This is a genomic window from Maribacter caenipelagi, assembly GCF_004364175.1.
Taxonomy (GTDB): domain Bacteria; phylum Bacteroidota; class Bacteroidia; order Flavobacteriales; family Flavobacteriaceae; genus Maribacter; species Maribacter caenipelagi.
In genome coordinates this window covers 334,331-346,802 of the sequence record NZ_SNZW01000017.1, presented here as the reverse complement: position 1 = coordinate 346,802, position 12,472 = coordinate 334,331, and the positions used below count along the sequence as shown (strand labels likewise).

Below are 12,472 nucleotides of genomic sequence, written 5' to 3'. Positions count from 1 at the left end.
ATATGCCAACTGTAAAAAAGACGAAAATTGTAGCCACCTTAGGACCTGCAACTAGCAAGAAAGAGGTACTCAGGAGCATGATAGATGCAGGAGTAGATGTATTCAGAATAAATTTTTCTCATGCCGATTACGATGATGTTAAAGAGCGTGTAAAAATGATACGTGAATTAAATGATGAAATGGATACTTACACATCTATTTTAGCAGATTTACAAGGACCTAAATTACGCGTGGGCGTAATGGCCGGTGATGTTGTAGTTAGCCCAGGTGATGAAATAACATTTGTAACTGGAGAGCCTTTTGAAGGTTCTGCAGAACGTGTTTACATGAATTACAAAGAATTTCCTAGAGATGTAAAAGCTGGGGAGCGTATTCTTTTAGATGATGGTAAATTAATGTTCGAAGTCGTAACGACCAATGGTGATGATGAAGTTTTAGCCAAGGTAATACAAGGTGGACCATTAAAATCAAAGAAAGGTGTTAACTTACCGAATACTAATATTTCTTTACCTGCACTTACAAAAAAGGATATTAAAGATGCCGAATTCGCTATTTCTTTAGAGGTAGATTGGATCGCACTTTCATTTGTTCGTTTCAGTCAAGATTTAATTGATCTTCAGAACATAATCAATAAGCACTCAGAACATAAAATTCCGATTATTGCTAAAATTGAGAAACCTGAGGCTGTTGAAAATATAGATAAGATTGTTGCTTACTGTGATGGTCTAATGGTTGCTCGTGGAGATCTAGGTGTTGAGGTTCCTGCCCATGAAGTTCCGTTAATTCAAAAGCAATTAGTTTTAAAAGCTAAGAAAGCTAGAATACCTGTAATTATCGCTACCCAAATGATGGAGACAATGATTACTAGTCTTACACCAACAAGAGCAGAAGTAAATGATGTTGCAAACTCTGTTATGGATGGTGCAGATGCAGTAATGTTATCTGGTGAAACTTCTGTTGGTAATTATCCTGTACAGGTAATTGAAAAAATGTCAAGCATTTTAGAGAGTGTTGAAGGTTCAGATTTAATTAAGGTACCGCACGATCCACCACATATTCGTACAAAGAGATTCATTACTAAATCTATTTGTTATCATGCCGCTACAATGGCAGATGATATTAAAGCGAAGGCAATTTCTACTTTAACCAATAGTGGTTACACCGCTTTTCAAATTTCTGCATGGAGACCAAGTTCACATATTCTTGTGTTTACATCGAATAAAAGAATACTAACGCAATTGAATCTATTATGGGGTGTAAAAGCTTTTTACTATGATAAATTTGTATCTACAGATGATACTGTCGATGATGTAAACCGTATAGCTTTTAATAAAGGATATTTGCAAGTAGGGGATATGATAATTAGCCTTGCGGCAATGCCTATTAAAGATAAAGGAATGGTAAATACATTAAGAGTTAGTGAAATAGAATCAGGCGATATTTAGTCAGGTTTAATACTATAATTCATAAAAAAAGGGTCGCTTATTTAGCGACCCTTTTTTATGCTTTAACTATCAAAAGTTAAGCAACTTCTTTTTCAAAGGCTATAAAATTAACGATGTCTCCTTTATTGTCGAAAATAGGTTCTCCTTGAATCCAACATTTATACGTAGTTCCATCTTTTCTATAGTTAACTACTGTGACTTCAAAAGGTTTCTTTTCTTTTACTGCTTCAGAAACCACTTTTAAGGTAGATTTTGATGTCAAACTACCTTGAAACATTTTAGGACTTTTACCTATAACTTCTTCAGGATAGTATTGACTCATATTCCACATGTTCTTGGTAGCAAAAACAATGTTTAATTTAGCATCTGTTACCACTATAACATTCTTATTGGTTTTTAATCTGGTATCGAGAATTTCGGTATCAATATTCCAAGAATTGGCAGAAACCAAACTTAACAAGGCAACAGAATCTTCTTCGGTTTGTTTTATTTCTTCATAATTAGAAGCATAAAAATCCCAAGAGAGAACAGGTAACATCGTAAAGTTTAAGCTCTTTCTAAACTTGATTACGGCTTTGTCGTAATCTTTTAAATCTATCATTCTGTGTAGTTTAGAGTAATAATTAAAATTTCTTTTTCATAGCAATTTGCTATAAAGCTAAAAATTTACGGGTGACAGTTAAAATTTTAAGGGAGGATTAGTGTAAATGTTTAAGTGTTCGTTGGGTATACTTTAAAAAGTTATGAAAAAAGTTGAACACAAAAGAGATTATTTTTCTTTGAAAATGGAAGTATTTACAACAAACCTTAGTAATTAGAACTTTTTTTATTCCCTAAATGTGTAATTAATAAGTTGTAAATATGCGTTGAGGTCATTATGGTGCCAAGTCATTTTATAATAGGTAAACTATTAATAAAAACAATTTACTTATCTAATATATTGCAAAAAATAATTTAAGAAGTAAGCTAAGGTAACATGGTTCGCTTTGTACAAGAACAATTAAAATTCGAATTTTAATTGTACCAAAATTGATTTGTCATCATTTTTTTTAGTGGTCTTATCTTCAGTATTTAAATTAGAAAGTGAGATTCCTAATAGTCTAACCGAATTTTGCAACTCCTCTTGATATAAAAGATCTTTTGCGGTTTCTAAGATGAGGTCTTTATCTGCGATAAAATAGGGCATTGTTTTACTTCTTGTATTCAAGGTAAAATCACTGTATTTTATTTTTAAGGTAATGGTTTTACCGGCAACCTTAGATTTTGTCAATCTTCTTTCTAGTTCTTGGGCAATATGCTCTAAACGCTCAAGCATAAAAATCTCACTACTTAAATTTTCATTGAAGGTTCTTTCTGCACCGACAGATTTAGGTATACGATGCGGTTTAACTTCACTATTGTGAATTCCACGTACTACATGATAATAGTAAGGTCCGCTTTTGCCAAAATTTTCGGCTAAAAATTCAATTGATTTGCTTTTTAAATCGTTTCCGGTGAAAATGCCAAGCTTGTACATTTTTTCAGCAGTAACTTTACCAACACCGTAGAATTTTCTAATATCTAATTCTTCTAAAAAGGGAATCACCTCTTCAGGGTTAACCGTTTTTTGTCCGTTAGGTTTATTGATATCGCTGGCAATTTTAGCAATAAATTTATTGATAGATATGCCTGCAGATGCATTTAAGCCTGTTTTTTCAAGAATACGTTGCCTTATTTCAGTGGCAAGCATGGTCGCAGAAGGATTTCCTTTTTTATTAACCGTAACATCAAGATAAGCTTCGTCAAGAGACAGCGGTTCTACCAGATCTGTGTATTCGAAAAATATAGAGCGTATTATTTTCGAAATTTCTTTATATCGGTCAAATCTCGGTTTTACAAAAGTCAACTGCGGACAGTTTTTTTTTGCTTGAAATCCACTCATAGCACTGCGCACCCCAAATTTACGAGCTTCGTAATTGGCGGCAGAAACAACACCTCTTTTTTCACTTCCACCTACTGCCAAAGGTTTTCCCTTTAAATCTGGGTTGTCCAATTCTTCTACAGAAGCATAGAATGCATCCATATCAACATGAATAATTTTTCGCAAAGGCATTTCATTGGGCATAAGCAAATTTAAGACTTATCTTAGTTTTAAGGATAGTAGATTAACCCATTCATATGATAGAAATAGAACGTAAATTTTTGGTCAAATCAGACGATTATAAGTCTGAAGCAAGTTCTAAAACCAGAATTGTTCAAGGTTTTTTAAATACACATCCCGATAGAACGGTTAGGGTCAGAATCAAAGGAGATTTGGGCTTTATTACCGTAAAAGGGAAATCGAATACTTCAGGCACTTCTAGATTTGAATGGGAAAAGGAAATTACTGTAGAAGATGCAGAAAATCTTTTGAAGTTGTGTGAAAAAGGAATTCTAGATAAATATAGATATGAAGTACCGGTAGGAAACCATGTTTATGAAGTAGATGAATTTCATGATGAAAATGAAGGATTAACAGTGGCTGAAATCGAATTGAACGATGAAAATGAATATTTTGATAAACCTGCTTGGCTTGGAGCCGAGGTAACAGGAGAAGTAAAATATTATAATTCTCAATTAAGCAAAACACCTTTTAATTTATGGTAAGGAGTAGAAACATTTGTTTGGTATTAATAGCGTTGATGTTCATACAGGCTTGTAAAGAAAAGACAACGGAAATTGCAACCGTTGAACCCAAAGAACAAAAGAAATCGGCGACGCAGTTGAAGACAGAGCTTACCAAGAAAGGTTTTCAAATTTTTGATTATGTAGATGAAAAAACCAAGGACACCGTACTTATGCAAGAGTATTATATTGCTTTTTTAAAAAGTGGACCAAACCGTGATCAACCTAAAGCAGAAGCAGATAGTTTACAAAGTCTGCATATGGCACATTTGGGTACAATGTATGAATTAGGATATGCCGATATTTCCGGACCTTTTGGAGATGATGGAGATATAAGGGGAATAACAATTTACAATACGCCAAATATTGAAATTGCAGATAGTTTGGCAAATGCAGACCCTATGGTAAAGGCAGGTAGGTTACAAATAGAAATTCATCCATGGTGGGCGGCAAAAGGTTTTGTGCTGAGATAAAACTTTCTATTTTTTAATGCCATGCATCGGCACTTTGATTAAATGTTCCAAAAGTTCATCTGTACTATAACCTCATTGATTCTAAGGTGAAATAGCTCGTATTTGTACTTATTGTTTATATTGTCTCTTAAAAGTCCTTTAGTCTTTGCTTCCTGCAGTAAATCCAAAACGTAGGTCCAAACGACGGCTTGGGTAAAATTGTCATAAAGCCTATAGGATTGAGGCTAATATTTCTTCAGGCTATATAAAAAAGTAGGACTTAGGGTTTTTAGCTCCTTAAGTCCTACGCTATAAATATGAATAATATAAATAAATGGGTTTGGCGTTTGATCAGAAGTTTTAAAAAACCTGATTTTTTTTATCATGCGTTCGACTTAGTAAAAGTGAAACACTTTCCTGTATATTATTACTCTTGTTTTCAAAAACTTCATAAAATGTTTTATAGAGATGCCAAGGGTCTCAGCAACATCATCCATTCCGACCCTTTTGCATCCATATTTAGAGAAAAGCACTAATGCCTGTTCAATATATTTAGTTTTTTTGCATTTTTTAAAGCATCGACCTATTGCCATCCACCACCAAGAGAACGATATAATTCTACCGTTGCAGATAATTGAGAAAGTTTGTTGTCAACCAAGCTAAGTTCAGCATTTAAGGCATTTTCTCTAGCAGTCAAAAGGTCTAAATAGGTTAAATAGCCACTGTTCAATAATTCTTCTGAATTACTTTCTGCTCTCTTTAAAGCCAATACTTGTTTTGTAATGAACTCTTCTTTTTCTAAAGAGATATTGTAATCATACAAAGCATTAGATACTTCTTGACCAGCATTTAATAGTGTTTTCTTAAACATATACACTGCCTGTTCTTGTTGAGCCTGCGCAACTTCGTAAGCAGTTCTAATTTTTCTACCGTTAAAAATGGGCTGTGTTAAACCACCAACCAAATTAGCGAATATTGAACTAGAATCTATCCAATTATCAAGATCTAAACTTTGAAATCCGCCTTGTGCAGATAACGTTATAGATGGGTAAAAGTTACTTCTAGCAACGTTCGTTAATTCAAAACTATTTACTAAGCTATATTCCGCCTGCATAATATCAGGTCTGTTTCGAAGTAAAAGAGCAGGTACACCTAATTGCATTTCGTTAGCTAAAGACTGCTCGTCTAGTGAACTGCGCTCGTAAGTTTGTGGTTCTTCACTTAATAAAATGCTCAAGGTATTTTCCGCTTGATAAAGTAGATTTTTAAGGTCTAACAATTGACTTTGAGCACTATATAGTTGTGCTGCAGTTTGGTCAACACCAACCTGATTAGCTTGCCCTGCTTCTTTTAAAGCCGTTATGGTTTCTAAACTTTTAGAACGGTTTTCTATGGTTTCTTCGGTAACAGAAATTTGTTTATCTAAGGCTAAAATTTGATAGTAAGTAGTAGCAATTTGTGCAACTAAACTAGTTTTTACAGCCTTGTGTGCAGCTACGGTTTGTAAGTAGCTGGCATCACTAGCACGTTTTGTACTTCTGATTTTGCCCCAAATGTCTGCCTCCCAAGAAATAGTACCAGAAGTTTCAAACTGGTTATAAGGTTGGGTGAATAAGCTTCCAAATTGTCCATTTTCACTGTTTTTCGCCGTTCTAGTCGCACTTGCCGCAGCGTTAACTGTTGGTAAGTAACCAGCCTTACCTTGCTTCACATAAGCCTCTGCAGCCGCAATGCTCTGCAGCGCAATGCGAATGTCAAGGTTGTTTTCTAGACCTTTTTGAATATAGGTATTCAAATAAGAATCTGTAAATAAGTCTTGGTAAGAAACCGACGCAAACGACACACTATCTTGTGGCAAATTGTCTGTTCTATACAAGTTTTCTGTTTCAATTTCTGGTCGCTCGTATGTTTTTGCCGTAAAGCAAGACTGCAACAACAGCGGCAGAAAGGCAACCAGTAAAAGTTTATTTGATATTATTTTATTCATGATTTCTTTAGTTCTTTTATTCTTCAATAGTTGGTTGTGGAGCACCAGTAAAACGCTCTTGAATAGTCTGGAAAATAACGTACAAAGCTGGTATTACGAATACACCGAATATGGTACCGATTAACATACCACCAACAGCACTCATACCAATAGATCTATTACCTACAGCACCAATACCCGATGAAAGTGCCAATGGCATTAAACCAAGAATAAAGGCGAATGATGTCATTAAAATTGGTCTAAGTCTTGCTTTTGCACCATCAATAGCAGAATCAATAATCGACATACCGTGTTTTCTACGTTGCAATGCGAACTCTACAATAAGAATAGCGTTTTTAGAAAGTAGACCAATAAGCATAATCAATGCAATCTGAAAATAGATATTGTTTTCAAGTCCGGCTATACTTACAAAACCAATGGCACCTGCAATACCTACGGGTAGTGAAAGTATAATTGATAATGGTAAAATATACGATTCGTACTGAGCGCTTAATAAGAAGTATACAAATACCAAACTCAATATAAATATGATGATAGTTTGGCTACCTGCGCTATTTTCTTCTTTAGTTAGACCAGAATATTCATAGGTATAGTTATTAGGCAATACTTCTGCAGCTACCTCTTCAATTGCTTTTATCGCATCGCCGGTTGAATACCCAGGGTTCATAGCTCCGTTAATTTTCACTGAACTTAAAAGGTTAAATCTACTTACCAGCTCAGGACCGTAAATTTTCTTCAACGATACAAATTGAGATACAGCAACCGACTCTCCATTGGCATTGGTTACAAAAATATGGTTTAATGAATTTTCGTCGGCTCTATCTTCTGGTTTAGCTTGGATCATTACACGGTATTGCTTACCGAATTTATTGAAATCGGTAGTATAAAGACCACCATAATATCCTTGCATTGCACTAAAAATATCAGTTACAGTTAAACCTGCCATTTTGGTTTTCTCAACATCAACATCTAATTCATATTGAGGGAAGTTGGCATTAAAGTTTGTAATTGCGTATTGTACCTCTGGTCGTGCGTTGATAGCACCTAAGAACTCATTGGTAACTTTGTTTACGGTTTGCCAATCATCGGCATCTTTACTCTGCAAGTTCATTTCAAAACCGGTAGAGTTACCAAAACCACGAACACTTGGTGGTGTGAAGAAGAATATTTTAGCATCTTTTAATCCCGCTGTTTTTGCGAAAAGACTTCCTATTACTTCTTGTACTGATTCTCCTTCTCCTTCTCTTTCGCCCCAATCTTTAAGACGAAGTACAGAGAAACCATATGAACCACCGTTAACACTGTTCAGAATACTGAAACCGGTAATATTCATTCTATCTTTTATGATATCCATAGAAGCATAAATAGAGTCGAGCTTCTTTACAGTCTTTTGTGTTTGCTCTAAAGTAGTACCGGGAGGCATGGTAACATCGGCAAATAATAGCCCTTGATCCTCATTCGGTATAAAGCCTGTAGGCGTAGATTGAAATAATAAAATTGCTATAATAGCGAATATTACAAGGGACACCCCGGTAAGCCAATTTCTTTTTGCTATATATTTAACTGATCCAATATATTTATTGGTTACGGCATCAAAACCAGTGTTGAAAGCTGAGAAGAAACGTTTTACAACACCTTTCTTTTTTTCTTCGGATGTATGATGAGGCTTTAATAAAAGAGCAGCCAAAGCCGGACTTAGTGTCAATGCATTTACTGCAGAAATAAGAATTGCAATTGCTAGTGTAATTCCGAATTGTTGATAGAATACACCCGAAGATCCGCTGATAAATGATACAGGAATAAATACTGCCGACATTACCAAAGTAATAGAAATAATAGCACCAGATATTTCTGACATAGCAGATTTCGTAGCCGTTTTAGCATTTGTAGCGCCTTCTTCCATTTTGGCATGCACGGCTTCTACCACTACAATAGCATCATCCACTACAATACCAATGGCGAGTATCATCGCAAATAGCGTTAACATGTTAATAGAATACCCAAATAATGAGAGGAAGAAAAATGTACCAATAATTGCTACCGGTACAGCAATGGCGGGTATTAATGTCGATCTAAAGTCTTGTAAAAATAGGAATACTACTAAGAATACCAATAAAAAGGCCTCAATCAAAGTTTGTATTACGTGATCTATAGATGCACTCAAGAAATCTTTTGTGTTATAAGGAATAACATAGTCTAATCCTTTAGGGAAATCTACCTTGCTCTCTTCTAAGATAATTTGAATTTCTTCGATAATTGCATTCGCATTTGATCCAGAAGTTTGAAAAACACCAACGGCAGCACCGGGCTTACCCATGCCTTCATTTTTAGTTCCATAATTAAAAGCTCCCAATTCAATTTCGGCGACATCTTTAAGTCTTAAAAACTGTCCGTTTTCTTCAGCTTTAATAATGATGTCTTCATATTCGGCTTCATTAGAAAGGCGACCTTTATATTTTAATACATACTCATAAACACCATCGGCATTTTCACCAATTTTACCCGTTGCTGCTTCGAGATTTTGTTCTGCAAGAGCTGCTTGAATATCAGATGGCATTAGCTTGTAAGCAGCCATTTTTTCTGGATTAATCCAGATACGCATAGAATAATCTTTAGCTCCAAAAACTGTAACGTTACCTACACCTTCGATACGTTGTAATTTTGGTACGATATTAATTTTAGCATAGTTTTCTACAAACGTTGCATCGTACTCATCATTATCAGAAAATAAGGAGAAGAATAATAATGCACTGGTTTGAGATTTTTGAGTAATAACTCCTGTTTGAACAACACTTTGAGGTAATACACTGTTTGCTCTTGCAACTCTGTTCTGCACGTTTACGGTAGCAATATCAGGGTCTGTACCTAACTTAAAAAATACATTTATGGTTGAGGCACCATCATTACTTGCGTTAGAGGTCATGTACAACATGTCTTCAACACCATTAATTTGCTCTTCTAATGGAATTACAACACTATTAAGTACGGTTTCTGCATTTGCACCTGTATAGGTACTTGTAACCTGTACCGTTGGTGGTGCAATTTCAGGGTATTGTTCTATAGGCAAGGTTGTTAAACCTAAAACACCTAGAATAACTATAATAATCGAAATAACCGTAGAAAGTACGGGACGATCTATAAATCTTTGAAACATTGTTCTTTATTTATAAGTTTTAATGAATACCGGATGCTTACTTGGCTGGGTTAATAGTCATTCCGTCTTTTAATTTAGATACTCCCTCGACAACAATGGTAGTTCCATCTTCAATTCCATTTTCAACTACAAAACCTTTTTGGGTGGTCGTAATTATGTCTAATGGCATTGTAGTAACCGTATTATCATTTTTTAAAACGTAAACCAATTTTTTACCTTGAAGATCAATGGTTGCAGTTTGTGGTATTTCATATGCACCACTATAAATAGTTGGAATTTTAATTTTACCGGTACTACCGCTATTTAGTAAATTGTTTTTATTGTCAAAATCGGCTCTGGCCGTTACACTACCAGTAGTGCTATTAATAATAGTATTGATCATAGCGATTTTACCAGGTTCAGCATAATCTTCACCGTTGATCATTATTAAGGTTACCTCAGGGGCTTTCTCTAAGTCTAAAACGTTATTATCGTTTTTAGGCAAAGACTCCTTTAGTTTTAAAAGCTCTTTTTCGTTCATTGAAAAATAAGCACGTACTTCGCTAATATCAGAAACTGTAGTTAATGGTTTAGCCATTGCTGAGCTTACAAGCGCACCAATTTTAAAAGGAATTTCACCAATATAACCATCTACAGGGCTAGTAATGCGAGAATAACCAATGTTAGACGTAACACTATGATAATTAGCCTGTGCTTGTGCAAGTTGTGCTTTTGCAGTTTCTAATTGCACAGGGCTAATAATATTTTTATCTACTAAGGGCTTCAGCTTATCTACCTCAACTTGGGCTACATTTACAGAAGCTTTTGCAGCGTTGGCGTCTTGATTTAAAGTCTGAGTTTCCAATTTAAAAAGTAGTTGACCTTTTTTTATTTTCTGACCTTCTTCAACATATACCTCTTGAACAAAACCAGATACTTTTGGCCATATCTCTACGTTTTGCTTACCTTCAAGAGTAGTAGAGAATTCATTATAAATTGTTAAGTCTTGTTTTACTAGTTTAGCAACTTTCAAGCTTGGTGGTGGGGGAGCTGTAGGACCTTCTGCTGGTTTTTCTGATGAACCAAAGCAGGAGCTCAAAAGAAGAGCTGCACATAATATTCCTATAATTGATAATTTTTTCATTTTAATCGGATGTTTACTTGTTTAAATAGTCGTTGTTTGCTTGTTAAGGTTTTGTTAATTCAGTATGTTCGGTAAAAAACGAACCTACTGATTAAATTTTTTTATATCAGCTTTTTTAAAGCTTCTATCGTTTCTTTATAAGTACTTTCATTTTGGTCTAAACAGTGCATATATGCTTCTATTTTTGCTTTATTAGAAATATATTTTTCAATGTTATATTCTTTATCGTATTCAGCAACTTTCTGTATCATTTTAGATTCGTTAGCTGCTTTTTTAAGTGCTTGTTCTAGCTTTTTAATGAAAAATGTGCTCTTGTCAGATATTTGAAAATATCTTCTTCTATCTCCAGATTTAGTGAAATAGGTAATCATACCTAACTGTAACAATAAATTCAGTGAGGTAGAAATAGAGCTTTTACTAGCCCCTCTTTTCATTTGGCAATCATCGAATGTTAATCCGATTTCTTCAGTAACTACAAGATTCCCGAATATTCTTGCAGCTAAAGGAGGTAAACTATATTCAGCCTCAAAATGAACACCTAGCTCTTCTATTAACTTTTGTTTACGTTCTTCTTTTTCCATAATTCGAAATTTGAAGCTACAAAGGTATTGTTAGTTCGGTAACAAACAAACTAAAAGAACTTAAAAAATGTTAAAGTATTGAAATTTAAAAGAATCGAAGAAGTTGTTTAATCTCGTTTAACAGTTGTTTAGCCATAAACCACTTCTATTTTTAGTAGAACAAATGGAATAGTTTAGTCACTTGACTACAGTAATTTTAAAAAAATCATCATTATTGTTAGTCAGAATTTCATAATTGGCACCATTATAAGTAGCACTTTGAACTGCATAATAGGGACCGCAGCAAACAGAGGCTTGGTCCAATTCAACCAGATTTAGATTTAACGTATCAATTTCAGATTCTGAAAATCGAATGGTATAAATACTTTCTCCACTTTTATTTTCAACTATAAAATTTAGAAAATCGTTAGAGTTAAAGGGTATTAAATCTATTTCTGATTCATTATTAGTTATTGATATTTCTGAAATGGCATAGGTGCCGTTGGTTATTAAATTATTACCGTCATTATCGATCAACTCAACAGAAAATAATTGTCCAATTGCACAATCAACTAAAGAACAATCTGTTCCTTCCTGAGAAACGTCACAGGCATTGTTTAAAATAATGATGAATAATAAGATGGCAATTTTAAGCTTCATGTTTTAATTATTAGATAGCCGCATGACGCATAGGATGCTTTTAAAAACCTTATTTAGCAAAGATGCCCTCTTTATCGATCAATTGAATGTTAACCAAATTATTTTCTGTCACGGTATTCTTCTCGAACACAAAGCGTTTTTCGTACAACTTATTATCCGCATAGAATGTGACAAAAAACTCATTGTTCAATCCCAAAACATCTTCTTGAACTACTTCTATTTTTCTAAAGGACTTTGGTTCCATGTCGCCGATACCGTGCCTCATCGTAGACGATTTGCGATCTTGATCATACCCCTTAGAGACCACCATGGTCATTTCAATAGCAGTTTTACGGTCATTTAAGATATAGGCATTCCAATCTTTGTCCAAAAATTCTTCGTTCCATTCGCGAATGATAGCAACATGTACATCTTTAACAACAGGTATTTCAATATCTTTTTTCACGAA

Annotated in this window: 11 protein-coding genes; 3 read left to right on the top strand and 8 right to left on the bottom strand. The window is 34.4% G+C overall.

Annotated features, from left to right (window positions below):
• Positions 1-2: 2 nt before the first annotated feature.
• A complete protein-coding gene (gene pyk, locus DFQ03_RS15925) occupies positions 3-1,445 on the top strand; it encodes a pyruvate kinase (RefSeq protein WP_133674232.1) in 1,443 nt (480 codons plus the stop codon).
• A gap of 76 nt (positions 1,446-1,521) precedes the next feature.
• Here the strand turns inward: pyk and DFQ03_RS15920 are convergent, their stop codons facing one another.
• Positions 1,522-2,046: a PAS domain-containing protein gene (locus DFQ03_RS15920; RefSeq protein ID WP_133674231.1), complete on the bottom strand. Its 525-nt coding sequence runs from the start codon at positions 2,044-2,046 to the stop codon at positions 1,522-1,524.
• A 399-nt stretch (positions 2,047-2,445) separates the two neighbouring features.
• Positions 2,446-3,549, bottom strand: coding sequence for a DNA polymerase IV (gene dinB, locus DFQ03_RS15915; protein WP_133674230.1), 1,104 nt, complete (start codon positions 3,547-3,549; stop codon positions 2,446-2,448).
• A 53-nt stretch (positions 3,550-3,602) separates the two neighbouring features.
• On the opposite strand from dinB, the gene DFQ03_RS15910 reads away from it, so the two are divergent.
• Together DFQ03_RS15910 and DFQ03_RS15905 are read left to right on the top strand one after the other, a co-directional pair.
• Positions 3,603-4,070 (top strand): CYTH domain-containing protein, encoded by a 468-nt coding sequence (locus tag DFQ03_RS15910; protein ID WP_133674229.1) that lies wholly within the window; start codon positions 3,603-3,605, stop codon positions 4,068-4,070.
• Positions 4,064-4,561, top strand: coding sequence for a YciI family protein (locus DFQ03_RS15905; protein WP_133674228.1), 498 nt, complete (start codon positions 4,064-4,066; stop codon positions 4,559-4,561). Before DFQ03_RS15910 ends, DFQ03_RS15905 begins: the two co-directional genes overlap by 7 nt.
• 562 nt (positions 4,562-5,123) lie before the next feature.
• Here DFQ03_RS15905 and DFQ03_RS15900 read toward each other — a convergent pair.
• The 6 genes from DFQ03_RS15900 to DFQ03_RS15875 all read right to left on the bottom strand — a co-directional run bounded on the left by DFQ03_RS15900 (position 5,124) and on the right by DFQ03_RS15875 (position 12,469).
• Complete coding sequence (locus tag DFQ03_RS15900; protein WP_133674227.1) at positions 5,124-6,527, bottom strand: TolC family protein; 1,404 nt, start codon at positions 6,525-6,527, stop codon at positions 5,124-5,126.
• Positions 6,528-6,543: 16 nt separating this feature from the next.
• A complete protein-coding gene (locus tag DFQ03_RS15895; protein ID WP_133674226.1) occupies positions 6,544-9,681 on the bottom strand; it encodes an efflux RND transporter permease subunit in 3,138 nt (1,045 codons plus the stop codon).
• Positions 9,682-9,718: 37 nt separating this feature from the next.
• Positions 9,719-10,804, bottom strand: coding sequence for an efflux RND transporter periplasmic adaptor subunit (locus DFQ03_RS15890; protein ID WP_133674225.1), 1,086 nt, complete (start codon positions 10,802-10,804; stop codon positions 9,719-9,721).
• A gap of 101 nt (positions 10,805-10,905) precedes the next feature.
• Entirely contained in the window at positions 10,906-11,385 is a 480-nt protein-coding gene (locus DFQ03_RS15885) for a GbsR/MarR family transcriptional regulator (protein ID WP_133674224.1), read from the bottom strand.
• Positions 11,386-11,562: 177 nt separating this feature from the next.
• Positions 11,563-12,024, bottom strand: a complete 462-nt coding sequence (locus DFQ03_RS15880; protein ID WP_133674223.1) for a hypothetical protein — start codon at positions 12,022-12,024, stop codon at positions 11,563-11,565.
• 49 nt (positions 12,025-12,073) lie between these two features.
• Positions 12,074-12,469, bottom strand: a complete 396-nt coding sequence (locus DFQ03_RS15875) for a hypothetical protein (RefSeq protein ID WP_133674222.1) — start codon at positions 12,467-12,469, stop codon at positions 12,074-12,076.
• Positions 12,470-12,472: the final 3 nt, after the last annotated feature.

Excerpts from the sequence above, each read along its gene's own strand:
- pyk (WP_133674232.1), top strand. The coding sequence starts at position 3 with ATGCCAACTGTAAAAAAGACGAAAATTGTAGCCACCTTAGGACCTGCA.
- DFQ03_RS15920 (WP_133674231.1), bottom strand. The coding sequence starts at position 2,046 with ATGATAGATTTAAAAGATTACGACAAAGCCGTAATCAAGTTTAGAAAG.
- dinB (WP_133674230.1), bottom strand. The coding sequence starts at position 3,549 with ATGCCCAATGAAATGCCTTTGCGAAAAATTATTCATGTTGATATGGAT.
- DFQ03_RS15910 (WP_133674229.1), top strand. The coding sequence starts at position 3,603 with ATGATAGAAATAGAACGTAAATTTTTGGTCAAATCAGACGATTATAAG.
- DFQ03_RS15905 (WP_133674228.1), top strand. The coding sequence starts at position 4,064 with ATGGTAAGGAGTAGAAACATTTGTTTGGTATTAATAGCGTTGATGTTC.
- DFQ03_RS15900 (WP_133674227.1), bottom strand. The coding sequence starts at position 6,527 with ATGAATAAAATAATATCAAATAAACTTTTACTGGTTGCCTTTCTGCCG.
- DFQ03_RS15895 (WP_133674226.1), bottom strand. The coding sequence starts at position 9,681 with ATGTTTCAAAGATTTATAGATCGTCCCGTACTTTCTACGGTTATTTCG.
- DFQ03_RS15890 (WP_133674225.1), bottom strand. The coding sequence starts at position 10,804 with ATGAAAAAATTATCAATTATAGGAATATTATGTGCAGCTCTTCTTTTG.
- DFQ03_RS15885 (WP_133674224.1), bottom strand. The coding sequence starts at position 11,385 with ATGGAAAAAGAAGAACGTAAACAAAAGTTAATAGAAGAGCTAGGTGTT.
- DFQ03_RS15880 (WP_133674223.1), bottom strand. The coding sequence starts at position 12,024 with ATGAAGCTTAAAATTGCCATCTTATTATTCATCATTATTTTAAACAAT.